The sequence below is a fragment of the Micromonospora sp. DT178 genome, assembly GCF_049841695.1.
Lineage (GTDB): Bacteria > Actinomycetota > Actinomycetes > Mycobacteriales > Micromonosporaceae > Micromonospora.
The window spans coordinates 118,270-143,590 of the sequence record NZ_JBNCKV010000008.1; the positions used below are offsets into that span (position 1 = coordinate 118,270).

20 protein-coding genes are annotated in these 25,321 nt (G+C 73.4%); 7 read left to right on the top strand and 13 right to left on the bottom strand.

The genetic code is table 11. The features are described 5' to 3' along the window. Positions 1–176: 176 nt before the first annotated feature. Together ACLQ22_RS17020 and ACLQ22_RS17025 are read left to right on the top strand one after the other, a co-directional pair. Complete coding sequence (locus tag ACLQ22_RS17020; RefSeq protein ID WP_425693149.1) at positions 177–656, top strand: hypothetical protein; 480 nt, start codon at positions 177–179, stop codon at positions 654–656. A 149-nt stretch (positions 657–805) separates the two neighbouring features. Further along, positions 806–1,138, top strand: a complete 333-nt coding sequence (locus ACLQ22_RS17025; protein ID WP_425693150.1) for a hypothetical protein — start codon at positions 806–808, stop codon at positions 1,136–1,138. A gap of 101 nt (positions 1,139–1,239) precedes the next feature. Here ACLQ22_RS17025 and ACLQ22_RS17030 read toward each other — a convergent pair whose 3' ends face one another. The 12 genes from ACLQ22_RS17030 to ACLQ22_RS17085 all read right to left on the bottom strand — a co-directional run bounded on the left by ACLQ22_RS17030 (position 1,240) and on the right by ACLQ22_RS17085 (position 16,036). Continuing rightward, a complete protein-coding gene (locus ACLQ22_RS17030; protein ID WP_425693151.1) occupies positions 1,240–2,127 on the bottom strand; it encodes an SDR family oxidoreductase in 888 nt (295 codons plus the stop codon). A 139-nt stretch (positions 2,128–2,266) separates the two neighbouring features. Continuing rightward, entirely contained in the window at positions 2,267–2,911 is a 645-nt protein-coding gene (locus ACLQ22_RS17035; protein WP_425693152.1) for a dihydrofolate reductase family protein, read from the bottom strand. Between the two features lie 109 nt (positions 2,912–3,020). Next, entirely contained in the window at positions 3,021–3,674 is a 654-nt protein-coding gene (locus ACLQ22_RS17040; RefSeq protein WP_425693153.1) for a hypothetical protein, read from the bottom strand. Positions 3,675–3,756: 82 nt separating this feature from the next. Continuing rightward, positions 3,757–6,177: a carbohydrate-binding module family 20 domain-containing protein gene (locus ACLQ22_RS17045; RefSeq protein ID WP_425693154.1), complete on the bottom strand. Its 2,421-nt coding sequence runs from the start codon at positions 6,175–6,177 to the stop codon at positions 3,757–3,759. A 272-nt stretch (positions 6,178–6,449) separates the two neighbouring features. Beyond that, complete coding sequence (locus ACLQ22_RS17050) at positions 6,450–7,379, bottom strand: ROK family protein (protein ID WP_425693155.1); 930 nt, start codon at positions 7,377–7,379, stop codon at positions 6,450–6,452. Between the two features lie 40 nt (positions 7,380–7,419). After that, positions 7,420–8,877: an argininosuccinate lyase gene (locus tag ACLQ22_RS17055; protein ID WP_425693156.1), complete on the bottom strand. Its 1,458-nt coding sequence runs from the start codon at positions 8,875–8,877 to the stop codon at positions 7,420–7,422. Positions 8,878–8,940: 63 nt separating this feature from the next. Beyond that, positions 8,941–9,894, bottom strand: coding sequence for an amidohydrolase family protein (locus ACLQ22_RS17060; RefSeq protein ID WP_425693157.1), 954 nt, complete (start codon positions 9,892–9,894; stop codon positions 8,941–8,943). Next, positions 9,891–10,823 (bottom strand): creatininase family protein, encoded by a 933-nt coding sequence (locus tag ACLQ22_RS17065; protein ID WP_425693158.1) that lies wholly within the window; start codon positions 10,821–10,823, stop codon positions 9,891–9,893. Before ACLQ22_RS17065 ends, ACLQ22_RS17060 begins: the two co-directional genes overlap by 4 nt. Next, entirely contained in the window at positions 10,811–12,604 is a 1,794-nt protein-coding gene (locus tag ACLQ22_RS17070) for an ABC transporter permease (RefSeq protein WP_233599916.1), read from the bottom strand. The genes ACLQ22_RS17065 and ACLQ22_RS17070 overlap by 13 nt, the downstream gene beginning before the upstream one ends. Next, on the bottom strand, positions 12,601–13,674 hold the full coding sequence (locus tag ACLQ22_RS17075) for an ABC transporter ATP-binding protein (RefSeq protein ID WP_425693159.1): 1,074 nt from the start codon (positions 13,672–13,674) through the stop codon (positions 12,601–12,603). Before ACLQ22_RS17075 ends, ACLQ22_RS17070 begins: the two co-directional genes overlap by 4 nt. A gap of 92 nt (positions 13,675–13,766) precedes the next feature. Further along, the gene (locus tag ACLQ22_RS17080; protein WP_425693160.1) at positions 13,767–14,822 is read right to left on the bottom strand and encodes an extracellular solute-binding protein; all 1,056 of its coding nucleotides are present in this window, start codon (positions 14,820–14,822) and stop codon (positions 13,767–13,769) included. Positions 14,823–14,872: 50 nt separating this feature from the next. Continuing rightward, on the bottom strand, positions 14,873–16,036 hold the full coding sequence (locus tag ACLQ22_RS17085) for an ROK family protein (RefSeq protein ID WP_358091915.1): 1,164 nt from the start codon (positions 16,034–16,036) through the stop codon (positions 14,873–14,875). Positions 16,037–16,450: 414 nt separating this feature from the next. Between ACLQ22_RS17085 and ACLQ22_RS17090 the strand changes: the two genes are divergently transcribed. After that, a complete protein-coding gene (locus ACLQ22_RS17090) occupies positions 16,451–19,147 on the top strand; it encodes a PIG-L family deacetylase (protein ID WP_425693161.1) in 2,697 nt (898 codons plus the stop codon). A 94-nt stretch (positions 19,148–19,241) separates the two neighbouring features. Here the strand turns inward: ACLQ22_RS17090 and ACLQ22_RS17095 are convergent, their stop codons facing one another. Continuing rightward, positions 19,242–20,003 carry a sulfite exporter TauE/SafE family protein gene (locus ACLQ22_RS17095; RefSeq protein WP_425693162.1) on the bottom strand — a complete coding sequence of 254 codons (762 nt, stop codon included), beginning with the start codon at positions 20,001–20,003 and terminating at the stop codon, positions 19,242–19,244. A 202-nt stretch (positions 20,004–20,205) separates the two neighbouring features. Between ACLQ22_RS17095 and ACLQ22_RS17100 the strand changes: the two genes are divergently transcribed. From ACLQ22_RS17100 to ACLQ22_RS17115, 4 genes are all read left to right on the top strand, one after another. Next, positions 20,206–20,577 carry an SCP2 sterol-binding domain-containing protein gene (locus ACLQ22_RS17100; protein ID WP_425693163.1) on the top strand — a complete coding sequence of 124 codons (372 nt, stop codon included), beginning with the start codon at positions 20,206–20,208 and terminating at the stop codon, positions 20,575–20,577. Beyond that, the gene (locus ACLQ22_RS17105; protein ID WP_425693164.1) at positions 20,570–22,651 is read left to right on the top strand and encodes a glycogen debranching N-terminal domain-containing protein; all 2,082 of its coding nucleotides are present in this window, start codon (positions 20,570–20,572) and stop codon (positions 22,649–22,651) included. The genes ACLQ22_RS17100 and ACLQ22_RS17105 overlap by 8 nt, the downstream gene beginning before the upstream one ends. Positions 22,652–22,662: 11 nt before the next feature. Further along, the gene (locus tag ACLQ22_RS17110) at positions 22,663–23,265 is read left to right on the top strand and encodes a cysteine hydrolase (RefSeq protein WP_425693165.1); all 603 of its coding nucleotides are present in this window, start codon (positions 22,663–22,665) and stop codon (positions 23,263–23,265) included. Between the two features lie 168 nt (positions 23,266–23,433). Continuing rightward, positions 23,434–25,321 (top strand): non-ribosomal peptide synthetase (locus ACLQ22_RS17115; protein ID WP_425693166.1); only part of this gene is annotated, 1,888 nt, incomplete at its 3' end.

Below are 25,321 nucleotides of genomic sequence, written 5' to 3' on the forward strand. Positions count from 1 at the left end.
CGCCTCGGCGGCACGAGTGATATGTCGATCTCCGTCGATGTCCCGTCCGCGCCGCCGGTGGACCCGCGAGCCGCACTGCGGCCGGCGGTGAGTAGGTGTGCTCACGCCCTGCCTGAAGGTCGCCCACATACTTACCCGAGCAGCGTGGACCGGCCCGCGGGAAGAAGGCGACACACATGACCAAGCCGCACCGACTGACGTTGCCGATCACCGCGCTCGCCCTGGTGCTCGGCACACCGGTGGCTTCCTGGTGGCTCATCGGCGACCTGACCAACGACGAGGCCCGACGACTCGCCGCAGAGGGCGTCGAGTTGGACTACGCGATCCGGCCGGTGAGCCTCGGCCCGGCGGGCGACCGGATCGTCGGCGTCCTGGCGTGCGTCGGCGTCGTCGTCGCGCTCGCCTGGTTGCTCCGGGCCACCGCACGACGCCGTCTCGACCCCCGGTGGTGGTGGGTGCTGGTGCCGCTCGTCGGAGCCGGCGTCCTCGTCGGCCTCGGCTGGCGGGTGCTGACCGCCGGAGGAATCGGCGCCAACATCGGCGCGGGCCTCATGGTCATCGCCGGTGGCCCGGCGCTGGCGGTCCTGCTGATCGTCGCCGCCGTCGCTGCGGTGCGGATGCGCCGGCCGCGGCGGGGCCCGGACGCCTCCGGGTGACGACCGGGCCCCGCTGTCCTCGCCCGTCCCGCTGCCGGCCGAGGGGCTCCGCGGTCCTACTCCGCAGCATGGAAGGGGCGTCGAGGTTTCGCCGGTGTGGAAACTGGAGAAGGTGAAGATCGCACCTGCGCTCAAGGGGGATCAAACTCGTGTCCGACACCACCGACCGGTCCGACCGTCAGGCAGACCGTCCCGCCGAGGTGACCGACCCGTTGCTGTGGAAGCTCGCCCTGGACGTGGCCGACGCCCACGAACCGGACGGGGACGGCGGGTGCCGCAACCTGCTCTGCGCCGGCCAGGCCTGGCCCTGCCCGGCCTGGAACAACGCCCAGCGCGCCCTGCGCATGGCCCGGTCCGACTCCGGGCAGTCGTCGCCGCACGCGGTGCGGCCGGCTGGCGGCCAGGGCCGCTCGGACAGGTCCGCCGCCGGGTTGGCGCAGCGCACCCGACCGAGCGACCCCCGGGCCGCGTCGGCGGCCTAGTGCTTCGGTCGTGGATCGGGGCTACGTAGGTCGCGGACGGAGCCGCGCGCCCGTCCTCGACACGAACAGCGACCGGCCGGAGTGGGCGACCGGACGGGCCCCTACTGTCGACCGGTGAAGTCCTCGGCGTGGTCGCGGGCCCACTGCGCGTACGTCAGGGCGGGCCGGCCCAGCAGATGGCGGACGGTGTCGGTGACCGGCTCGGGTTGCGCGACCATCGCCGCGTGGCCGGCGATGATGCCGGCGGCCACGCCCGCCGGCATCGAAGGGAAGAGCTCGGCGGCGGCCTGGGCGGAGTCCATCTCCTCGAAACGCAGCGTCCGGCCGAGCGCGGCACCGATCGCCGCGAGCTGCTCGACCTGCGTCAGCTGCTCGGGGCCGGTCAGGTGGTAGCCCCCACGGTGGGGCCGGCCGTCCGTCAGCAACCGCGCTGCCACCGCCCCGAGGTCCGCCTCGTGCACCAGGGCCCGGCTGGCCTGGGGCACGAACCACCGCAGTACGTCCGACTGCCGGATCTGTGGCGCCCACGCCAGGGTGTTCGCGGCGAAACCGCTGGAGCGCAGGAAGGCGTACTCGGCGGCCGACCCTGCGATCAGGGCCTCCACATGGGCGTGGGAGCCCATGATGGTCCCGTCCGGCTCAGCGGCACCGTCCGGGTCGTCCGGTACGCCGTGGGCGGACAGATAGACGATGCGCCCGACCCGCTCGGCCAGCGTCGTCACCAACCGACCGGCCGCCCGGTCGGCGGTGACCGACGGGAAGACGAGGAACAGCGCATCCACACCGTCCAGCGCGGCGCTCAGGCCGTCGGGCACGGCGAGATCACCGCCGACCACCTCCACCTGCGGCCCCAGGACCACCGATGCCCTCGCCGGATCGCGGGACAACACGCGCACGCGCGCGTCCCCGGCCCCGACGAGCCGGGCGACGACCTGCCCACCCACTCGCCCGGTCCCCCCGGTCACCAGTACCGTCCGCCGCACCCTCATACCGACCACGTCCTGTCCGCTCGATCAGCTCTGACGTGTCGACGGTAGAAGTTGAAGTGGGCTTGAGAGCAAGCCCCGGCGAGGCCGTGCCCGGCGGATCCACCCGCCGGTGACATGGACCACCTGGTGTGGGGCGCCGTCAGTCGTCGATTCCGGCACCGCGATCGGGTGCGCTCATGTCCCCCGTTTCGGGCGTGCCATCGGCAAGCCCGTAGCGCAGATACACGGTGCCCCTCGGATTGGCTACCGGCGGTTCGAGGAGGGTGAGGTTCGTGGGCACCGCGCCACCGTCGAACACCTTCTTGCCGACGCCGAGCACGATCGGGTGCACCCAGAGGTCGAGCCGGTCGAAGAGCTTCTCGCGCAGGAGGGTCTGCACCAGGTTCAGGCTCCCGACGACCTTCACGTGCTCGTGCCGGTCACGGATCTCGCGCACCGCGCCGGCCAGGTCCGGACCGAGCTGGGTGGACCCGGCCCACGAGAGGTCGGGCCTGCCGCGGGAGGCCACGTACTTCGGGACCCTGTTGAAGAGCGTGGCGATCTCGTCGTCCTCGCCGCCCTCCTGGTGCGGCCAGTGGGCGGCGAAGATGTCGTACGTCCGGCGGCCGAGCAGGAGGGCGTCCGTGCCCTCGTACGCGGCACCGACCTGCGCCCCGGCCACCTCGTCCAGCAGGGGCGCCTGCCAGCCGCCGAACGGGAACCCCGCCGGGTCCTCGTCGGGGCCGCCGGGCGCCTGCCCGACGAGGTCGAGGGTCGCGAACAGTTCGATGTGGATGAGGCCCATGCCTTGCTCCCGGTGAGTTGGTCGGCTCGGTCGGGAGGTGGACCCGTGGGCGCCGGCACGGTGCCCTGCTCACGCCACCAGGCCGGGGCGCCGCACCGGCACTCCCCGCTCACGATAGATCACAGTACGCGCCCAGACCGGGTGGCTGTCCCGCGTCGCCGTAGCGCGCGAAGATCTCCTGGACGGCGGTCAACTCGTCGCCCTCGTCAGCGTCGATGTACCAGCCGTGCTCCGTGTCCGCGACGACGGCCTCCGGGGTGACGAAGTCCTGGCCGAAACGGTAGACGTCCAGGCAGTAGACGAACTCGGACCCGATCATCGGGTCGATGCCGGTCCGGTCGCAGTGGTCCAGCAGGCCTTCGGCGACCCGCCACTGCTCGCCGTCGAACCAGAACACGCCGCAGGCCCAGTGGATCGTCCGGCCGGTCGGCACATCCGTGACGTTGCCGGCCGCGTTGCTCGCGGGACGGTCGCGCACCAGGCGGACCAGGTCCTCGGGGACGTCGCCGTAGAGCGCCTCCTGCGCGGCGTACTGGTCCCAACCCACGCTCAGATCCGCCTCGGGACCGAACGTCAGCAGCAGGGCCCGCCCGTCGGCGAGGAAGTGCCAGAGGGTCGACTGCCCGCCGTTGTCGTCCCAGGCGAAGCGCTCCGCCGCGTCGACCACCGTCGGCTTGTGGAAGGTGAGCTCGCTGACGATCGCGGCGCGCCGGCGCACTTCACGGATCGGAGTGACGCGGAGCGCGTGCCAGGTCTCGTCCACGGGCAGCATGGTAGCCACCGCAGGGGCGACGGCCACGCAACGGCCGGGTGGCCGGCCCGGGCGGGGGCCGGCCACCGTTGCGTCAACGCCAGGTGTCGGTGCGGGTGTGGGTGCCGCCCGCCGGGGTGGTGAAGCTCCGGTTGCCGCCGGCCTCCCAGGTGACGGAGCCGTCGGGGTTCTTCTTCAGGTACTTGTACTCGACGGCGGTGTTCGGCGGCAGGCTGACGGTGGCCCGCCAGACCGGGTAGTCGGCCGGGGACAGCGCGACGGCGTTCGCAGGGTTCCAGCCGCCGAGGGCGGGGAGGTTGCCGACGACGTACACGTTCTGGCCGAAGGAGGTGGTGGCGGTGGCGTGGAAGGCGGTGGCGACCGGCCCGGCGGTGTCGCCGCGGAAGGTCTCGGTGACGGTGTGGCTGCCGCCCGCCGGGGTGGTGAGGCTCCGGTTCGCGCCGGACTCCCAGGTCACGGCCCCGGCCGCGGTCTTCTTGATGAACTTGTACTCCACGGTGGCGGAGCGGGGCAGGTCGACCACGCCGCGGAACACCCCGCCGGCGGCGGGCAGCCGTACCGCGTTCGCCGGCGCCCAGTTGCCCAGCGCCGGGACGCTGCCGACGACGTAGACCTCCTGGCCGGCGGCCACGGTCGCGGTGACGGTGAAGGTCGTGGCGACGGTGTCGCCGACGGGCCCCGGCAGGTAGGTGTCGGTCCGGGTCGTCGTCCCGCCGGCCGGCGTGGTGAAGGTGCGGCTGGTGGCCTCCTGCTCGACCACCGTGGTGCCGCTCTTGACCACGTACCGGTAGGAGACGGCGGTGGCCGCCGGCAGGTCCACCGTCGCGGTCCACGCGCCGGTGCCGGTACGGGTCAGCGGCACGGAGGCGGCCGGGTCGCCGTTGCCGAGCGCCGGGGTGTCGCCCACGAGGTGCAGCGTCCGGTCGGCGGGCAGCGTGGCGGCGGCGGTGAACGTGGTGGCCACCTTGGCGGCGGGGCCGCCGCGGGCGTTGGCGTGGATGGCGACCGCGCCGTTGGCGGGAATGGTGACGGTGGCCCGGCCGCCGGTCACGGTGACCGTGGCGCCGGTGCATCCGGCGGCGGTGGCGGCGCCGGAGATGACGTCGCAGTACGCGCCGTCGGCGAGGCCGGTGACGAACTGGGCGGTGCTGGCGGCGGCGGAGTCGTTGATGCCGATCCATCCGCGATCGCCCCGGTGGAAGCCGATGACGTTGCTGTTGACGACCGTGAAGTCCGAGATGGTCTTGACGGCCCGGGCGGTGTTGGCCCAGCCGACCATGCCCTTGATGCCGGTGGACCGGGTCAGGCAGGTCCAGCTGTCGCCGCAGACGGTGTCGGTCACGTGGCCGCTGCCGGCGGCCGGCGGCGACTGGTTGCGGTTCGACCAGGTGAAGCTGTCGTAGACCGAGGGCTTGCCGTGCGGGTACGCCAGCGCGAAGTAGTTGGCCAGGGTGTAGTCGCTGCCGTTCTTGTAGGACAGCACCACCCCGTCGCGCTCCAGGTCGTGGTTGGTGACCATGGCGAAGACGTTGGCGCCGGGCGCGTCGAGGTTCCAGCTCGGGATGTTCGCGAGGTTCGCGATCGAGCCCTGGAAGCTGGAGCGCAGGCCCTTGGCGTAGGCGAAGTCGAGCACGTCGCCGTTGCCGATGAAGGCGCGGGCCTTGAGCGCGTCGTTCGAGGCGCCGTCGAAGATCTCCTGGGCGACGTACGGGCGCCTGTTCTCCGCGACCGTGTTGTTGAGTCTGCCGAGGATGGCCGCGAAGTCGGCCTTCTTGACGTGCTTGACCGCGTCGACGCGGAACCCGTCCACGCCCAGCCCGATCAGGTCGTTGAGGTAGGCGGCGATCTTGTCGCGGACCTGTTCCTTCTCGGTGTACAGGTCCGACAGGGAGAGCAGTTCGCAGCTGGTCACCTGCGACTCGTTGTTCCAGTCGGTGATGCCGCCGGAGGTCGGGCAGTTGTCGCCGGGGTGGTGGAAGTCGCCGTGGCCGTACGGCACCGCCGGGTAGCCGTAGCCGGTGAAGGTGGTGCCGGCGTAGCCGACGGTGCCGGCGGGGTTGTTGACGCCGGCCATGTGGTTGACGACCGCGTCGACGTAGACGCGTACGCCGGCGGCGTGGCACGCGGTGACCATGGCGGCGAACTGCTGGCGGTTGCCGAACCGGCTCTCCAGCTTGTAGGACACCGGCTGGTACACCTCGTACCAGGGGTGCACCCCGTCGGCGCTGGCGGGCAGGCTGACCGACTCCTGGGGCGGCGCGACCTGGACCGCCCCGTAGCCCGCCGGGCCGAGGTGGTCGGCGCAGGCGGCGGCGACGGAGTTCCAGTTCCACTCCCACAGGTTGGCCGTCACCTCGCTGTCGTTGAGCGCGACGGCGGCGCGGGCGGGGGCGGCGGCGGTCGCCACGACGGGGGTGGCGCCGGCCGCGACGACGGCGGCGGCGAGGAGCAGTCGGGGGATGCGGGCGCGCAGGGGCGGTGTCGATCGTGCCATGACAGGAGGACCTTCTTCCGGGGACGAAGAGGCACTGACGAGAGGGGACGGCCGTCCGCGTAGCAAAGACAATGCTCGATAGACGGCAGGCACTGCAATACCTTGCAGCAAACTTCTCGAAATTTCATGGCAACACTGTCGACACCCCCCGGCAGGGCCCGTTCATAACCCTCATAAGCCGCGAAGCCGACGATCCATGGTGGATCGTCGGCTTCGCGTCTGCAAATACTTGCAAGGGTCGGCGCGCCCGGCGGCGGCGCCGGCCGGGCCGGTCAGCGGGGTGTCGGCACCGCCTCGCGGGCGAGGATGACCGCGCCGAGCAACGCGGCGTCGTCGGCGAAGCGCGACAGCACCACCTCCGGCGGGTACGGCAGGACCGCCGCCATCCGCTCCCCCAGCAGGCCGCGGATCAACGCGTTGCCGGCCACCCCGCCGACCAGCACCACCCGCTGCGGGTCCAGCAGCAGGCAGCAGGTGACCAGGTGCCGGGCCAGCTCGTCCGCCCGGGCGGTCAGCGCGTCGCGGGCCGGGCCGGGCCGCTCGGCGGCGGCGGCCAGCCCCCGCGCCCCGCCCGGCACGCCGAGCGACTCGGCGAGCCGGTCCAGCGCCCGGCCGGAGAAGCCCAGCTCCAGCATCGTGCCCGGCCACGGGCCACCGGCCACGGCGTACCCGATCTCGCCGGCCGCCCCGTGATGACCGGCCAGCACCGACCCGCGGACCGTGACCGCCGCCGCCACGCCGGTGCCCAGGCCCACCACCAGGCCGGGGTCGGCGTCGCGCAGCGCGCCGAGCCGCAGCTCGGCCAGGGCGGCGGCGTTGAGGTCGTTGTCGACCGCCACCGCCGGCACCGCCAACCGGTCCCGGACCGCGTCGGCCAGGCGCAGCCCGTCCCAGCCGGGCACGTTCGGGGCCAGGTCGATGCCGTCGGAGCGGACCACGCCGGGCGAGGCGATGCCGGCCGCCGCGACCGGCACGCCGACCTCCCCCACCAGCTTCGCAGCCAACTCCAGCGCCCGGTCCAGGGCCTGCGGGGCGCCCCGCTCGGCGTACGTCGGCACCCGCTCGCGGGCCAGCAGCCGGCCCTCGCCGTCGGCCACCCCGACCGCCATCTTGGTCCCGCCGAAGTCGATGCCGAGCAGCACGCCCGCGTCGCCGGCCGGCAGCGCGGACTGGGCGGCCCGGCCGGCCAGTCGCACGCTCACCGAACCACCTCCACGCCCCTGGCCGCCGCGTCCCGCGCGCTCATCGGGCCGCCCCCTGCGCGGCGACCGCGTCCAGCGCCTCGTCGGCGGCGGCGAGGCGGTCGCGGACGGCGGCCAGCCGGCCGGCGACGGTGTCGAACGTGCCGCGCAGCACCGCCACCTGGGCGCGCACCGCGCCCGCGCCGGGGCCGTCGACCTGGGCGCGGTCGAGCACCAGCTCCGGGCGTACGGCGGCGGCGATCAGGTCGGCGACGGCGGCGTCGTCGAGCCCGTCGGCGATCTGATCCGCCGCCGCCCGGACGGTCTGCGCGGTCCAGGTGGCCGGGGCCCCGCCCCGGACCAGCCGGCCGACCACCGAGTGGGCGGCCCGGAACGGCACCCCGTGCCGGGTCAGCGCGTCGGCCGCGGCGGTGGTGGTGGCGCCGGAGGCGACGATCTCCTCGGCCGACGGCGGCTCCAGCGGCTCGATCTCGGCGAGGAAGCCGCCGAGCAGGGCGAAGAACCGGTCGGTGCGGTCGTTGCTCTCCCAGAGCCGCACCTGCACGTCGGTGGTGGCGTTGTTGGAGTCCTCCCACCAGGCGGCGCCGACGTTGTTGAGCACGCTGGCGGCGTCGGCGGCGGTGGCCCCGGCCATCGAGACGAGGTGCTCCAGCACCACCGGGTTGCGCTTCTGCGGCATGATGCTGCTGCCCTGGGTGAAGTCGCCGGGCGTGGTCACCCAGCGCCAGCTCAGCCAGTCCATCAGGGTGCGGGCCAGCCGGGCGCCGGTCGCGAGGGCCTGGGCGTTGAGGGTGCCGACCCGCACGAGGTGGTCGGCGCCGGCCACCGCCTCGTACGAGTTGGTGACCAGGCCGTCGAAGCCGAGCAGCTCGGCCACCCGGGCGGGGGCGATGTCCAGGTCGGTGCCCGCGAAGGCGCAGGAGCCCAGCGGCGAGGTGTTGAGCTGGTCGATCAGGTCGGCGTAGGCGACGGCCTCACCGGCGAGGGCCTCGGCGTAGCCGGCGAGGGCGTGCCCGATGGTGGTGGGCTGCGCCGGCCGGCGATGGGTGTAGCCGGTGATCACCACGTCGGCGTAGCGGTGCGCGGAGTCCAGGGCCGTCGCGCCGGCGGCGAGCACCCGGTCGAGGACCCCGAGGAGCTGGTCGCGCAGCAGCATCCGGAACACCCCGGCGTCGAGGTCGTTGCGGCTGCGGGCCATCTGCACGTCGAGCTCGGAGGTGGGGATGCCGCACGCCTGCGCCAGCCGCTTCTCCATCAGGTAGTAGGTGTCCTCGAACGTGCCGTCGAACTCCGGCGCGCCGGCGGTGTCGGCGCGCAGTTCGGCCAGCCCGCGCAGCAGCCGGGCGCCCCGATCGGCGGGGACGAGCCCCTGCTCGGTCAGCATCACCACGTGGGCCTGACTCGCCCGCACCATCGCCGGGAAGAGGTACCCGACGTGGTGGTCGTAGGTCGGCCGGAGGTGGTGCCGCTGATAGGTGGTCAGCGCGGGTGTGCTCATGACGGTCTCTACTTCCTTCCGTGCCGGGCGGGGCGTCGTGCGCCGCGCCCGGGCGTCAGCCGGTCAGTCGTCCAGGCCGAGCAGGCGCTCGGCGTTCCCGGCGAAGATCGCGCGTAGGTGGTCGTCGGGCAGCCCCAGCTCGCGGCAGATCCGCAGCTGGTCGTCGAGGTAGCGGGTGACGTACCCGCGCGGGAACCACGACGAGTCGCTGCCGAACACGATGCGGTGCGGGCCGATGGTCTCGTAGCAACGCCGGAACAGCTCGTCCAGCGTCAGCTTGTACGGCATCCAGCGCACCCACTGGTTCGAGCCGGAGGTGTCGACGTGGATGTTCGGGCAGCCCCACGCGGCGAAGAGCAGGTCCTGCACGTGCTGGACGCCGAAGTGCGGCACCACCACGGCCAGCTCGGGAAAGCGGCGGGCCATCCGGGCCAGCTCGTCCGGGCCGCCGTACCGGCCGTGGGACAGGCCGCCGGCGCTGCCGTAGTGACCGATGTGGATCAGCACCGGCACGCCGAGGCGCTGGGCGGTGCCCCAGAGCGGGTCGAGGGCCTCATCGTCGAGCGGGCCGCGCAGCAGCGGGGCGAAGAGCTTCAGCCCGCGCAGGCCGCGCTCGGTGACGGCGCGTTCCAGCTCGGCGGCGGCGTCCGCGCCGTACGGGTCGTGGTGGGCGAAGCCGAGCAGCAGGTCGGGGTGGCGGTCCACCACGTCGGCGACGGTGTCGTTGCCGCCGCCGGTGACGAAGACCGCCCGGCGCACGTTCACCGCGCGCAGTTCCTCGGCCCAGCGGTCCGCCTCGTCCTGCCAGCGCGCGGCGGGCGGCTCCGGGTCGGGGAAGCCCCACGCCTGCCGCCACTGCCGCGCGTACGGGGCGGAGCCGGCGGCCCGTACGGCCCGCTCGTGCTCGCCGCCGGGGTGCATGTCGGCGGCGTGCTCGCAGGCCCGGATGGTCTCGTCGGCGCCGATGCGGAAGTGCAGGTGGAAGTCGACGACGTCCAGTCCGCGGTCGACGGTCACGGCGCCTCCTCGGGCTCGGGCCCACCGGCGGTCGCGTGGGTGGGCAGCGGGGCGTCGGTGGGCGGGGCGGGCGGCGGGGCGGCCACCCAGGCGGCGACGACCTCGCGCAGCCGGGTGCCGGCCAGCTGCCGGACCCGTCGACCGGCCTCCTCGCCGGCCAGCGAGATGTGCCCGGACCAGCCCTGCCACGGGTCGGGCCGGGACTCCACCAGGACGTACGGGTGGGTCACCGGCAGCTTCGGCTTCGGCGGCAGGTCGGCGACCGCGTCCAGGCGGACCGCGTCGGGGTCGAAGCCGAGCACGCCGGAGGTCTCGTACGCCCCGCCGTGCCCGCGCGCCGGCAGCGGCCCGTACAGCTCGGCGGTCTCGGCCGGGGTGACCAGCTGGAACCAGTTGACCAGCAGCAGGCTCGCCGTGCGCCGCCCGGAGACCCACTCCATGGCGGCCCGGACCGTCGACATGTTCGCGTCGTGTCCGTTGACGATCAGCAGCCGGGGGAACCCGGCGGCCACGATCCCCTCGATCACGTCGGCGAGGTAGCCGACCGCGATCTCCGGCCGGATCGCCACGGTGCCGGGCCACGGCCGGGTCTGGCCCGGGCAGGCGGCGTACGGCACGGCGGGGAAGAGCACCCCGCGCGGGCCCGCCGCCGTCGCGCGATCGCCGGCCGGGGTGGTCGCGGTGCCGTCCGGGGTGCCGCCGCCGGACGGCACCGCGCCGTCGCCGGGGATCGCGCTCTCGGCGGCGAAGCCCTCGGCGAGGATCAGGTCGGTGCCCAGCGGCAGGTGCGGGCCGTGCCACTCGACCGCGCCGACCGGGAGCACCGCGAAGTCCGCCGCCTCGGCGACCGCCGCGAGTTCCCCGCCGGGGATCCGGGCGGCGGGGACCAGCCCGCCGCCCGCAGGCCAGGCCGCGCTCACGCCGTCCACCGGGCCGCCTCCCGACTGGAGCGCCGGCCGCCTTCCAGCCGGCCGGAGACCACCATCACCACGAAGATCAGGACAACCTGGAGCATGCCGTACGCGGCGGCGGTGCCGACCTCGAACGAGTACATCCGGTTGTTGATCTCCACGGAGATCGGCGCGGTCTCGGAGGTGTAGATCAGCACCGAGGCGACGAACTCGCCGACGCCGTGCACGAAGGCGAGCAGCGCGCCGGCCACCACGCCGGGCAGCATCAGCCGCAGGGTGACCGTGCCGAACGCCCGCCACCAGGACGCGCCCAGGTTACGCGCGGCCTCCTCCAGCGACGGGTCGATCTGCGCCAGGGTGGCTGAGCTGGACCGGAACACCAGCGGCAGGAACCGCACGAAGTACGCCAGCGGCATGATCCAGAAGGTCCCGATCAGCACCTGCCCGAAGCTGAACGCGTTGCCCGTGCTGAACGCCGAGATCAGGTTGATCGCCACCACCGTGCCGGGCAGCGCCCAGGCCAGCATGACCGCCACGTCCAGCAGGCCCCGGCCGCGGAAGTCCAGCCGCCGCACCGCGTACGCGATGAGCACGCCGACGACGACGCAGGCGACGGTGGCGATGAGGCTCATCTGCAGCGAGTTGAGGATCGGCTGGAACGCCGCCGGGTCCGAGAAGATCGTGACGAAGTTCTGCGTGGTGTACGCCGCCGGGATGACCTCGGTGGTCCAGGAGCCGTCCTGGGAGAACGCGACCAGGGCGATGGTCGCCACCGGCGCGAGCAGGACCGCGGTGGCCAGGACCGAGGCGGCCAGGGCCAGCCACTTGCCCAGCGGGTTGGTGATCTCGCGGCGGTGCGCGGCGACGCCCTTGGACTGCGAGCGGTAGCTGCGCCGCCCCTCGTACCAGCGCATGCCGAGCAGGAACAGCACCGAGACCACGCCGAGCACCGAGGCGTACGTGGAGGCCATCGGCAGGTCGCCGTTGGTGCGGTTGATGTAGATCTGCATGGTCATCGTCTGGTCCACCCCGAACAGCAGCGGGGCGGTGTACGACGCCAGCGAGGTCATGAACACCAGCAGCGAGGCGGAGACCAACGCCGGGGTGAGCATCGGCAGCAGCACCGTGCGCCACACGCGGACCCGGCCGGCGCCCAGGTTGTACGCCGCCTCCTCCACCGACGGGTCCATCCCCGACAGCGCGGCCGAGGCGGAGAGGTAGAAGTACGGGTACATGGTGAAGGTGTGCACGACCAGCACCCCGGCGATGCCGCTGAACGGCAGCACGGGGTTCTCGGCGCCGAAGAGCTGCTGGAGGCCGCGCGGCAGGATGCCGGTCTCGCTGTAGAGCAGCTGGAACGAGATCGCCCCGATCAGCGGCGGCAGCGCCGCCGGCACCAGGATGATCGCCTCGATCAGCTTGCGGCCGGGAAACGAGAAGCGCTTGAGCAGGAAGGCCATCGCCACGCCGACGACGCCGCAGAGCAGCACGCTGGCCGCGGAGATGATCAGCGAGGTGACCAGGGAGGACCGGGCCACGCCCCCGCCGGTGACGAAGCTGCCGTAGTTCTCCACGCCGTCCACGCCGACGCTCTCGGCGAAGGTGGCGAACATCGGCTGCACCACGTACCCGAAGAGGATCAGGGCGAGCGGGAAGACCAGGACGTACGGGAACCAGCGCGAGCCGGTGCCGCCGGCGAACCGGTCGGCGAGGCGGCGGCGTGGGCCGCGCGGCGGCGTCGGCTCGCCGGTGATCGGGGCGACGGTGGCCGGGCTGGGGGTGGCGGGGATGGTGCTCACGGGCGCACCACCCACATCCGCTCCCGGTTCAGCCGCAGGCCGACCTGGTCGCCGGCGGCGATTCCGGCCGGCACGTCGATCGCGGCGACCTGCACCGGCTCGCCGGCCACGTCGACCACGAGGTTGGTGGCCATGCCGGTGAACTCCACCTCGGTGATCCGGCCGGGCAGCGCGCCCGCCTCGGTGGCCGAGGTCAGCCCGATGTGCTCGGGACGGACGGAGACCAGCGCGGTGTCGCCCTGGCGCAGGCCGTGGTCCGTCGGGGCGGGCGCGGTGATCTCGCCGCCGGCGGGCAGCCCCACGGTGACGGTCTGCGCGGCGGCGGCGACGACCGGGAGGCTGAGCACGTTGCTGCGGCCGATGAAGCGGGCCACGAAGCTGGTCGCCGGGCGGTGGTAGATCTCCTGCGGGGCGCCGATCTGCTGCACCCGGCCGGACTGCATGACCGCGATCCGGTCCGACATGGCCATCGCCTCGGCCTGGTCGTGGGTGACGTAGATGGAGGTGGTGCCGGCCTCGCGCTGGATGCGGCGGATCTCGACCCGGGTCTCCTCGCGCAGCTTGGCGTCGAGGTTCGACAGCGGCTCGTCGAGCAGCAGGGTGCGGGGCCGGATCACCAGCGCCCGGGCCAGGGCGACGCGCTGCTGCTGGCCGCCGGAGAGCTCGTCGATGCGCCGGTCGCCGTAGCCGGCGAGGTGCACCTGGCCGAGCGCCTCCTCGACCCGCCGCCGCGCCTCGACCCGGCCGACCTTGCGGATCTTCAGTCCGTACGCGACGTTCTGCGCGACGCTCATGTGCGGGAAGAGCGCGTAGTTCTGGAACACCATGCCGGTGTCGCGCTTGTTCGGCGGCCGGCGGGTGACGTCCTCGGTGCCGAACCGGATCCGGCCGGAGGTGGGGAAGTAGAACCCCGCCACCATGCGCAGGGTGGTGGTCTTGCCGCAGCCGCTCGGGCCGAGCAGCGTGAAGAACTCCCCGGCGGCGATGGTGATGTCGACGTCGTCCACGGCCGCGGTGTCGCCGCCGCGCGCGAAGCGCTTGCTCACCGACTCGAGCGTGACATCGATCATGAGGTCCTCTCCTTCGTGCGGTACCGGACCTGGACGGTCGTCAGGTGGGGGCGCGGGGGCGGGACCGGCCCGCCCCCGAGACGCCCGGGCGGTCAGCCCTTGTTCTTGATCTGGCCGTTCCAGTGGTTGATCCACTCGGTCTCGTTCTTGCCGATCACGTCCCAGTTGACGTCCAACGGCTTGAGGTTGAGCTGGGCCAGCCACTCCGGCTTCTCGGCGATGTCCACGGCCGGGATCTGGTAGTAGTCCTTGGCCAGGTCGGCGCGGAGCTTGTCGTCGAAGAGGAACTCCATGAACTTCTGAGCGCCGGTGGTGTTGCCGCCCTTGACCGCGGCGATGCCGTCGACCAGCACCGGGGCGCCGGAGGCGGGCATCACGTAGCCGAACGGCATGTTCGACTGGTTGGCCTGGAGCAGGACGTCCTGGAGGTTCCAGGCGCTGACCACGCCCTGCTGCCGGGAGAGCTTCAGGTAGAGGTCGGTGGGGTTGGCCGCGTACGCGCCGGTGTTGGCGTCGAGCTTCTTGAGCCAGTCGTAGCCGGGCTGCGGGTTGCTGCCGTCCGGGGACTGCCGCATGATCATCGCGGCGTAGATCGACCGCATCGTGCCGGACGCGGCAACGTCCCGGATGATGATCTTGTCCTTCCACTCCGGCTTCAGCAGGTCGTCCCAGTCCTTCGGGGCCTGCTCCGGGGTGAGCGCCTTGTTGTTGTACATGATGACCTCGGGGAGCAGGATCTCCCCGAACCAGCGGCCCTCGGCGTCCTTGTACTTCGGGTCCATCTTGCCGGCGAACGCCGGCTGCCAGGAGGTCAGCAGGTCCTCGCCGGCGCCGGCGGAGAGCCCCTGCTGGGTGCCACCCCACCAGACGTCGGCCTGCGGGTTGGCCTTCTCGGCTCGGACCCGCTCCAGGATCTCCTGGGCGCCCAGGTTGAGGATCTCGACCTTGCCCTTGTACTCGGGGTACTTGGCGGTGAACTGGTCCACGACGTAGGTGGAGACCTTCTTGTCGCGGGCCGTGTAGATGGTCAGCTTCTCGGCGCTCGCGCCGCCGGCCGCGTCGTCGCCACCACCGCCGCCGCCGCCACAGGCGGTGCCGGCGGCGAGCACGGTGGCGAGCGCACCGGCGAGGAGAAGTCGACGTCTCATGGGGTACCTCCGAGGGGTGTGGGGGGAACTGCGGTGTGCGTGGTGTGTGGTCAAGGGGTCGGCAGCAGGGTGGGCATGCCGGCGGCAGCCGCGGAGAGGGCGTAGCTGACCGCCCCGTGCAGCACCGCCCGGTCGCCGAGCACGGCCCGGCGCACCTCGGTGGTGCTCGGTGCGGCGGCGGCGACCAGCGCCTGGAGCCGGTCGACGGCGGCGTCGTCGAGGTGGGCGGCCGCCCCGCTGAGCAGCACCCGCCCGGGGTCGACGACGCAGACGCACGAGACGATGAGCCGCGACCAGGCCGCGAGCACGTCGTCCAGGTAGGCGGCGGCCCGGTCGTCGATGGCCGCCAGCGCGACCAGGTCGGCCACGGGCGAGTCCGGCCGCCGCCCGGGAGCCAGTGCCACCATCCGCTCGGCGATGGCGTTCTCCGACCAGCGGGCCTCGAACGGGCCGATCCCGTCGTGGCCCCGGTCGGTCGGGTCCAGCGGCAGGAAACCGACCTCGCCGGCGGCCCCGCCGGCGCCCCGGCGGACCTGCCCGTCGAGCACCAGGCCGGCGCCGATGCCGTCGGCCACGTGCAGCAGCAGCAGGTCGGCGACGTCGCTGCCCGCGCCGACCGCGTGCTCGCCGGCCGCCATCAGGTTCACGTCGTTGTCCACCACCACCGGCACCCCGAGCCGCCGTTGCACCGACTCCCCCACCGGCCGCCCCTCGACGAGGCCGACCGAGGGGGCCAGGCGCACGGCGCCGCCGGTGGAGACGCCGGGCGCGGCGATGGCCACCCCGCGCAGCGCCGGCAGCCCGTCGCCGGCCAGCTCGGGCACCGAGCGGCAGATGGTGTCGACGATGTCGCCGGCGAGCCGGACCGCGCGGTGGGCGATGACGGCGCCGTCGCTGTCGGCGATCTCGCAGCTGATCCGGGACGGCTCCAGGGAGACGGCGGCGACCAGTTCGGCCCGGGGGTTGAACTCCAGCATCGCCCGCGGGCGGCCGGTGCGGGAGGTCCCGGGGCCGCGCTCGATGAGGTACCCCTCGGCGATCAGCTCGCGCACGAGCGGGGTGAGCGTGGCGGGGCTCAGCCCGGTGAGCTCGGTCAGCTCGGCGCGGGAGAGCACCCGCACCTGGCGGGCGGTGGAGATCACGGACAACCGCTTGATCTCCTTCGACCGCTCCCGGCTCACCGGGCTCGTTGGTGGCGTCACCACGTCTGTCACACTTCCTTCCTACGGCGAACGAACTATGGAGTCAAGTAACGAAACCGTCTCGTTACCTTGCGGCCTCCTCCGTGAGCAGCAGAAACGCCCTTCCTGCGGGCCTCGCCGAGGCCGCCGGACGGGCGGGCTCACCGCCAGCGACACCTCGCCTGGCGGGGAGTTAGTTTCTTTCGCAAATGAAGAAAGACCTTGCAAAGCATTGACGGCCACCCCGCCGGTCCCTAGCGTCACCGGGCGAAGGCCTTCCAGTGTGTACGGATCCCCGTGCCGCTGCGTACCCCGGTGACGCCGGCGCTTCCTCTGCCCGGCGCCCCTGCCCCGCCCTCTCACCGTCCGACCGCGACCCCACGTCGACGCCCCGCGTCCGACGTCGCCGGCCGCTGCGCGGACCTCGCGTCACGCGAAAGGATCTGCATGCGTCTCAAGGCGTTCCTGCTACCCACGGCGCTCGCCCTGGCCCTGTCCGGGACACCGGCCGTGGCCCTCGCCGCCCCCTCCGACGCCCGGCCGACCGACGCCGTCGACCTGGACGTCCTCTTCGTCAGCGCACACCCCGACGACGAGGCCGGCAGCCTCGCCACCCTCGGCCAGTGGAAGGAGAAGCACGGCGCGAAGGCCGGCGTCGTCACCATCACCCGCGGCGAGGGCGGCGGCAACGCCGTCGGCTTGGAGGAGGGCCCGCCGCTGGGCATCATCCGCGAGCGCGAGGAGCGCACCGCGATCGGCCGCGCCGGGGTGGAGAACCTGTACAACCTCGACCGCGTCGACTTCTGGTACACCGCGTCCGCGCCCCTGTCGGAGCAGATCTGGGGGCACGACGACACCCTGGCCCAGATCGTCCGGGTGATCCGGCAGACCCGGCCCGAGATCGTCATGACGATGAACCCGTCGCCCACGCCCGGCAACCACGGCAACCACCAGCAGGCCGCCCGCTTCGCCGCCGAGGCGTTCCACGCCGCCGCCGACCCGAAGGCCTTCCCCGAGCAGGTCACCAAGGAGGGGCTCAAGCCGTTCCGGGCGGCGAAGTTCCTGCGTAGCGGCGGCACCGGCAGCTCGTCGACCGGGCCGCAGTGCGCCACCGGCTTCGTGCCGGCCGTCCCGACCGACCAGGTGTTCGGCGTCTGGGAGGGCGCCCGCAGCGCCGGCGGCAAGACCTGGGCCGAGGTCGAGGTCGACGCCCGCCGGGACTACGTGACCCAGGGCTGGGCCAACACCGCAGCCGCCCCCACGGACCCCGCGAAGATCCGCTGCGACTTCTACACCCTGGTCGACAGCCGCGTCCCGTACGACCCGGCGGACACCTCCCCCGAGGCGATCCTGCGCGGCTCGGTGCTGCCCCCGGCAGCCGGCGGGCTGCCCGGCGGCACCGAGCTCTACCTGACCGCCGACCGGTTCGACCTCGCCCCCGGGCAGAGCGTCGAGGTCACCGCGCACGTGCGGGCGCCGGGCAACCGGGCACTCACCTCGCCCCGGGTCTCCCTGCGGCTGCCGCAGGGCTGGACCGCCAGCGGTTCCGGTGCGGTGCGCGGCGCCGTACCGGCCGGCAAGGAGCGGACCGTCACCTTCACCGTGACCGTTCCCGCCGGCGCCGACACCAACGAGCAGCACCTCATCGGCGCGTCCCTGACCACCGGGCAGGGCACCGGCCGTACGGACCGCGCGGTCCGGGTGGTCGCCGACGTGCGCGGCACCCTGGAGCCGCTGCCCGAGGTGGGGCTGTTCCGCAGCTGGGCCGGCGACAGCGGCTACCCGCAGCTGGACACCCTGATCAAGCCGGTGCTGACCATCGGCTCCGGCAAGAGCCGGACGGTCCGGGTCGACCTGCGCAACCACGGCGAGACCGCCCAGAGCGGCACGGTCGCCCTCGGCCTGCCGACCGGCTTCACCGCCGACGCGGCGACGAAGAACTACGCCGCCCTGGCGCCGGGCGCGACCGGGGCGGTCACCTTCACCGTCACCAACAGCGACGCCAGCCTGCCGACCGCCAACGAAGGTGGCGACGGCGGCGACTACGGGATCACCATCACCACCACCAGCGCCGCCGGCAGCACCGTGGAGACCGGCGCCCTGGAGATCGTGCCGACCAGCGAGGTGCCGCACGCCGGGCACGACCACGCCGTCGACGGGGTGGCCTCCCCCGGCGAGTACCCCGGCGAGGAGCTGGACCTGTCCCGCATCTGGGAGGGGCAGGCCACCACCGGGCAGGACGCCTCGGCCACCGGCCGGATCGCCTTCACCGAGGACGCGCTCGTCGTGTTCGTGCGGGTCACCGACGACGTGCTCGGCAAGAAGGTGGTGCCGCAGGACTGCAAGCGGCAGCGGCGCACCGACAGCGTGGAGATCATCGTCGACCCGAAGGGGAACTCGACGGACACCTCCACCGTGTTCAAGGCGGGCATCTTCCCGGTCACCGACGACCCCGCCAACGGCGACCCGCCGTGCTGGCAGCGCGACGCCGACAACCGGCAGGGACCGGGCGCCACGACCGCCCCGGGGATGACCGTCGTCAGCAAGGTCACCGCGCCGTACGCCGGCTACACCATCGAGGCGCGCATCCCGTTCGCGGTGCTGCCCGACGCGATCGACCCGGCGCGGATGGGCTTCAACGTGCTGGTGTACGACTCGGACACCCAGGACCTCAGCTCCCAGTCGCGGCTGGGCTGGTCCACCTTCACCGGCGTCCGGGCCGACCCGTACCGGTACGGCCTGGTCACCCTGCCCGGCCTGACCCCGGCCCAGCGGCAGCCCAGCGCCCCGGTCTTCCCGGACACCGCCGCCCGCAGCGTGCACAGCCCGCAGACCATCGCGCAGTCGGCGGTGGACGGCGTGGCTCCGGCCGCCGTCGCCCGCCTGCCCGAGCGGGCGCTGCGGCTGACCGGCCAGCGGCAGGTGGCCGGCGGCGTGCAGGTGACCGTCCGGGCCGACCGCGCCGGCACGGTGTACCTGTACACCGCCGACGGCGACCGGTCGCTCGGTGAGCGTTCGGTGCAGGTGCGCTCCGGCCGCCCGGTGACCGTCCTGGTGCCGGCGACCGGTGGCACGCCCACCTCGGTCCTGGCCGCCTTCGAGGCCGGCGGTGCCGCGCTCGCCCGCCAGGTCCCGCTGACCTGACCGGTGCGGAGACGGGCCCCTGTCATCCGCGCGGATGGCGGGGGCCCGTCCCGTCGTCGGGGCCGAGTGTCGGTCGGGCGCGCGGCGGCGCGGCCTACAGGACGTTGCGCCACAGCAGGAACAGCCCGAAGGCCACCCCGAACGCGACGACCACCGCCCTGAGCGGGCCGCCGGGGAGTCTGCGGAGCAGCCGGGCACCGACGTAGCCGCCGACGACGGTGGCCGGGGCGAGGATCGCCACCCCCGCCCAGTTGACGGTGCCGAAGAGGACGAAGAGCACCACCGCCGTCAACGAGATGACGGCCGACAGCAGGTTCTTGAAGGCGACCGTCCGGGTGAGCGGTTCGCGCTGCAGGAGCGCCAGGCCGGCGATCAGGACGATGCCGAACCCCGCGCCGATGTAGCCGCCGTAGACGCCGCTCAGGGCGACGGACACCTGAAGGGCCGCCGGGTGTTCCCGCCCGTGCCGCAGGACGGAGCGCCGGGCCAGGCCGTCCAGCCGGCCCCGCAGACCGAGGACGGCCGACGCGGCGAGCACCAGGAACGGCACGATCGCGTCGAAGACGTGGCTGGGCGTCACCAGCAGCAACACCGACCCGACGACGCCGCCGACGACCGCCGCAGGCAGGATGCGCCGGATCTCCCTGCGGGGCGGCAGGTCCCGGTATCCTCCCGCGACGCTCGCCACGTTGCCGGGGAAGACGGCGACGGTGCTGGTCAGCTTGGCGGTGAGCGGCGGTATGCCGGCGGCGATCAGCGCCGAGAAGGCGATCAGGGAACCGCCGCCCGCGACCGCGTTGAAGGCGCCCGTGGCGACACCGGCGGCGACGAGCAGCGTTGCCTGGATGGGATCCATCGAGTCCCAGGCTAGTGGCGATGCCGGGCGGCCGGGTCAGTGTCCGCCGGGGCCGCCCGGCACGGCACGGCGAGGGCCGATCCGGACCGGCCCGGCGGTCGGGACGGCCCCCGACGGTCGGCGGAGTCGGCGAAGTTCACCTCTTCGGGGTGAGGCGACGGCGGCCGTTCGGGGGAATGGTGGCCGGTGAGGAGGGGTCGCGATGGCGGATGCCACCCAGGATTTCTTCCACGGCCTGGCGCGCCGTGGGCACGACCGCCGGCTGAGGGCGATCGACGAGGGCAGCGTGCGCTTCGACATCAGCCGCGAAGGCCGGACCGACCACTGGCTGGTCTCCATCGACAAGGGCGACATCAGGGTCACCGAGGAGGCGACCGGCGGGGACGCGGTCGTCGAGGCGGACCGGGCGGTGTTCGACCGGATCGCCAGCGGGGAGGCGTACTTCTTGACCACCGTGCTGCGCGGCGAGGCGTCCGTGGCGGGCAGCCCCCGGCTTTTCGCGACGGTCCGGAGGCTGTTTCCGCCGCCGCCCTCGTCCGAGGGGACACGACGCCGGGGAGGCGATCATGGGTGACGACCAGGTGGGCATCCTGGACGGCACGACCTTCATGGTCTGTGACCGGGCCGGCGACATCCTGCCGTCGCCCGACACCCCGCTCGGCCTGTTCGCCCACGACACGCGCCTGCTGTCGAAGTGGGTGCTGACTATCGGCGGGGAGCGGTTGAGCACCCTCGCCATCGACGACATCCACTACTTCGAGAACCGCTTCTACCTGGTCCCCGGCCACCAGGACGTCTACGTCAACAGCACGCTCTCGGTGCGGCGGGTGCACACGCTCGACGCCGGCCTGCACGAGGAGCTGAGCATCATCAACCACGACGGCCGGCCGGTCGACCTGACCGTCCGGGTCGAGGTGGACGCCGACTTCGCGGACGTCTTCGAGGTCAAAGACGCGACGGCGCGCAAGAAGGGCCGGCACTACCGGCGCGTCGACGACGGACGCCTCGTCCTCGGCTACGAGCGGGAGCGGTTCAGGCGGGAGACGATCGTCTCCGCGACGACGCCGGTGGAACTGGACGAGGACGGGCTGACGTTCACGGTCCACCTCGAACCGCACGGCACGTGGCGGACCAGGCTGACCGCCGAGCCGGACCTCCCGATGCCGCGAGGGCTGGAGCGGCTCACGATCCCGGGACGGGCGCGCGGCCGGGACAAGGAGCGTCGGCTCAAGGACTGGCTGGCGGAGGCGCCCCGGCTGGAATCCGGATTCGAGCCCCTGCGCGGCGCGTACCGGCGCAGCCTCATCGACCTGGCCGCGCTGCGGTTCAGCCCCTTCCTCGCCGAGGACCGGAGCGTGCCGGCCGCCGGCCTGCCCTGGTTCATGAGCCTGTTCGGCCGGGACAGCATCCTCACCAGCCTCCAGGCGCTGCCGTTCGCGCCCGATCTCGCCGCCACCACCCTCAGGGTGCTCGCCTTCCGGCAGGGCAGCCGGGTCGACGACTTCCGGGAGGAGGAGCCCGGCCGGATCCTGCACGAGATGCGGTACGGGGAGATGAGCGTGTTCGAGGAGACCCCGCACACGCCCTACTTCGGCAGCGCCGACGCCACCCCCCTGTTCCTGGTGCTGCTCGACGAGTACGAACGCTGGACCGGCGACGCCGCGCTCGTCCGCTCGGTCGAGCAGGAGGCGCGGGCGGCGATCGACTGGATCGACGACTACGCCGACCTGACGGGCAGCGGCTACATCTCCTACGAGCGGCGCAACACCCGCAACGGCCTGGAGAACCAGTGCTGGAAGGACTCCTGGGACGGCATCTCGTACCAGAACGGGCGGCTGCCCGGCTTCCCCCGGGCGACCTGTGAGTTGCAGGGGTACGCGTACGACGCCAAGATGCGCACCGCCCGGCTCGCCCGCGCGATCTGGAACGACCCGGAGTACGCGGACCGGCTGGAACGGCAGGCCGCCGACCTCAAGCAACGCTTCAACCGCGACTTCTGGGTCGCCGACGGCGAGTACATGGCCCTCGCGCTCGACGGTGACGGCCGCCAGGTGGACGCCCTGTCGTCCAACATCGGCCACCTGCTGTGGAGCGGCATCGTCGACGAGTCGAAGGCGGCCGCCCTGGCGCGGCACCTGATGTCGCCCCCGCTGTTCAGCGGCTGGGGGGTGCGCACGCTGGCCGAGACCGCGGGCCGCTACAACCCGATCGGGTACCACGTCGGGACGATCTGGCCGTTCGACAACTCGTTCATCGCCTGGGGCCTGCGCCGTTACGGGTACGGCGACGAGGCGGCCCGGATCGCCGCCGGGATCCTGGACGCGGCGGTCTTCTACGACGGCCGGCTGCCCGAGGCGTTCGCCGGCTACAGCCGGGCCGAGACCAAGTATCCGGTCAACTATCCCACCGCGTGCAGCCCGCAGGCGTGGTCCGCCGGGGCCACCCTGTTGCTGTTGCGCACGATGCTCGGGCTGCAACCGGTCGGCGAAGACCTCGTGATCAGGCCCGCTCTGCCCGCTAGTCTCGACTTCGTGGCGCTGCTCGACATTCCGGGGCGGTGGGGGCGCCTCGACGCGTACGGCAGAGGGCCGGCAAGCGCGGGCGGCCAGGGCTACCAGCCGGCGCCACAGCAACTCTCCGCCCCGTGATGGGAGGGACGATGCGAGAACTCGACCCGATGCGGACCGCCGTCGTCGGCGTCCACTGGCAGCACGAGGTCGTCAGTCCCGACGGGGTGTTCGGTCCGTTCTTCGCCGAGCAGGTCCTGCGGCACCGCGTCGCCTCGTACGCGGCGCAGGTCGCCGCGGCGGTGCGCGCCAGTGGCGGCCTCGTCGTCTACACGCGGGTCGCGTACCGGCCCGGATATCCGGACCTCATCCCCAACACGCCCAGCTTCGCCATGGTCCGGGAGCGGCAGGCCTTCCTCGAAGGCGCCCCGAAGGCCCGGATCGTCGACGAGCTCGCGCCGGAGGCCGGCGACGTCGTCATCACCCACGTCCGGCTCACCGGCTTCTTCGGCACCGAACTCGACACGGTGCTGCGTCGCCGGGGCGTGGACACCGTCCTGTTCACCGGCGTCGCCACCAACCTCTCCGTCACCGGCACCGCGTTCGAGGCGGTCAACCACGGCTACCGGCCGGTGGTGGTATCCGACGCGTGCACCGCCGCGACCGACGAGGCGCACCGGGCGAGCCTGGAGACGCTGGGGCAGCTCGGCGAGGTCGTCACCACCGCCGAGGCCGTCGACCGCCTGTCGAGGTGAGCCACCGGGCCGGGCGAACCGCCGCCCGACCGTCGCCCCGCGACCGGGCCGCTCCGGGCGCCGGCCCGGCGGGCGGCCGGCCAGCCCCGACAACCGGCCCGGAGAGCCCCTAGCCCGGCCCGTTTCCATTGACGACGGGCGTGCCGCGCTGGCAGCATCCGGCGCATCATGATCAAGGAAAGCGGTTGGTCAGCGCACCCCGTCCCCGCCCGGTCGCCCGGCGAGCCCGCCGGGGGCGAACCACACCACGCGGACCTCGTCCATGAGGCGGTCGTCCGGCATCCCGCCGACGCGTTGGCGTTGGGTACGGACGACGCCCTCGTCACCTACGGGGAGCTGCGCGCACGCAGCAACCGGCTGGCCCGGCACCTGCGGGCCACCGGGGTACGCCGAGGTAACCTCGTCGCCGTCCTGCTGCCGCGCGGTGTCGACGGGATCGTCAGCGTGCTGGCGGCGCTCACCGCCGGCGCCGCGTACCTGCCCATCGACGCCGGTTACCCTCCGCAGCGGGTCCGGCACATGCTCACCGACTCCCGGGCGCGGGTGCTCGTCACCGTACGGTCGCTGGTCCGGGCCGACCTGGTGCCGCCCGGCACCCCGGTCGTCCTGCTCGACGACGACCGGGCCGCGATCGCCGCGTACCCCGACCGCCCGCCGGCCGTGCCGATCGGCCCGGGCGACCTCGCCTACGTGATCTACACCTCCGGGTCCACCGGCCTCCCGAAGGGGGTCATGGTCGAGCACGGCTCGCTGCGCGGGCTGGCCCGGTGGCGCGCCGACGCGGAGCGTCTCGGTCCCGACGACCGCTGCCTGCACCTGTTCTCCCCCGGCTTCGACGCGTCCGTGTGGGACATCTGGGCGCCGCTGGTGGCCGGCGCCAGCCTCTGGATGCCCGACGACGAGACCCGGGTCGACCCCGACCGGCTGGTGGACTGGCTCGCCGCGCACGCGATCACCTCGGCGACGCTGCCCACCCCGCTCGCCGAGGCCGTGCTGACCCGGCCGACGCCGCCCGCCGGGGCACTGCGCATCCTCGGCGCGGGGGGTCAGCAGCTGCTGGCCCGACCCCGCCCCGAGCACACGTTCACCACCGTCAACCTGTACGGGCCCACGGAGGCCACCGTGCTGGCCATGAGCGGGGAGGTGGCGGTCGAGGGCGACGGCCCGCCGTCGCTCGGGCATCCGGCCGCGGGCGCCGCCATCCGGCTGCTCACCGACGACCTGCGCCCGGTGCCCGCCGGCAGCCTCGGCGAGGTGTTCATCGGCGGGCCGGGCGTGGCCCGGGGGTACCACGACCGTCCCGCCCTGACCGCCGAGCGCTTCCCGCCCGACCCGTACGGGCCGCCCGGCAGCCGCCTCTACCGCACCGGCGACTTGGCGCGCCAGCTACCCGACGGCACCTACCACTTCGCCGGCCGGGTCGACGACCAGGTGAAGCTGCACGGCCACCGGATCGAGCTGGGCGAGATCGAGAGCGTGCTGCTGCGTCATCCGGGCGTGCGGGCCGCCGCGGTCCGTCTGCACGAGGGCACGGCCGGTCCCCGGCTCGTCGGGTACGTCGTGCCCGAGATCGGTCCGGACGACGCGACGCTGGCCGAGCACGCGGCGCGGTACCTGCCCGCGACCATGGTTCCCGCCGCGTGGGTCCGTCTCGCCGGCCTACCGCTCACCCCGCACGGCAAGCTGGACCGGGCCGCGCTGCCCGCACCGGCGGAGCGGGTCAGCGAGCCGCCCCGCGACGACCTGGAGCGGCAGGTGGCGCAGGTGTGGGCGGAGGTGCTCGGCCAGTCGCCGGGCCGGGACGACAACTTCTTCTCCCTGGGCGGGCACTCGCTGCGGGCCACGATGGTCGCCGTGCGGTTGCGCGACCGCTTCGGGCTGCCGCTCTCCGCCGCGATCGTGTTCGAGGCGCAGACCGTGGCCGCGATGGCCGACCGGCTCCGGGCCGAGATGGCGGCCGGGCAGGAGCGCGTCCGGGCCGAGCCGGATCCGGTCCCGGCCCTACCGGCCGGTGTGGCGTCGTCGGGTCGGGTGTTGTCGTTCGCCCAACAACGCC

Bases quoted from the DNA above. Each gene is read 5' to 3' on its own strand.
- ACLQ22_RS17020 (WP_425693149.1), top strand. From the start codon at position 177: ATGACCAAGCCGCACCGACTGACGTTGCCGATCACCGCGCTCGCCCTG.
- ACLQ22_RS17030 (WP_425693151.1), bottom strand. From the start codon at position 2,127: ATGAGGGTGCGGCGGACGGTACTGGTGACCGGGGGGACCGGGCGAGTG.
- ACLQ22_RS17035 (WP_425693152.1), bottom strand. From the start codon at position 2,911: ATGGGCCTCATCCACATCGAACTGTTCGCGACCCTCGACCTCGTCGGG.
- ACLQ22_RS17045 (WP_425693154.1), bottom strand. From the start codon at position 6,177: ATGGCACGATCGACACCGCCCCTGCGCGCCCGCATCCCCCGACTGCTC.
- ACLQ22_RS17055 (WP_425693156.1), bottom strand. From the start codon at position 8,877: ATGAGCACACCCGCGCTGACCACCTATCAGCGGCACCACCTCCGGCCG.
- ACLQ22_RS17075 (WP_425693159.1), bottom strand. From the start codon at position 13,674: ATGATCGATGTCACGCTCGAGTCGGTGAGCAAGCGCTTCGCGCGCGGC.
- ACLQ22_RS17080 (WP_425693160.1), bottom strand. From the start codon at position 14,822: ATGAGACGTCGACTTCTCCTCGCCGGTGCGCTCGCCACCGTGCTCGCC.
- ACLQ22_RS17090 (WP_425693161.1), top strand. From the start codon at position 16,451: ATGCGTCTCAAGGCGTTCCTGCTACCCACGGCGCTCGCCCTGGCCCTG.
- ACLQ22_RS17095 (WP_425693162.1), bottom strand. From the start codon at position 20,003: ATGGATCCCATCCAGGCAACGCTGCTCGTCGCCGCCGGTGTCGCCACG.
- ACLQ22_RS17100 (WP_425693163.1), top strand. From the start codon at position 20,206: ATGGCGGATGCCACCCAGGATTTCTTCCACGGCCTGGCGCGCCGTGGG.
- ACLQ22_RS17105 (WP_425693164.1), top strand. From the start codon at position 20,570: ATGGGTGACGACCAGGTGGGCATCCTGGACGGCACGACCTTCATGGTC.
- ACLQ22_RS17110 (WP_425693165.1), top strand. From the start codon at position 22,663: ATGCGAGAACTCGACCCGATGCGGACCGCCGTCGTCGGCGTCCACTGG.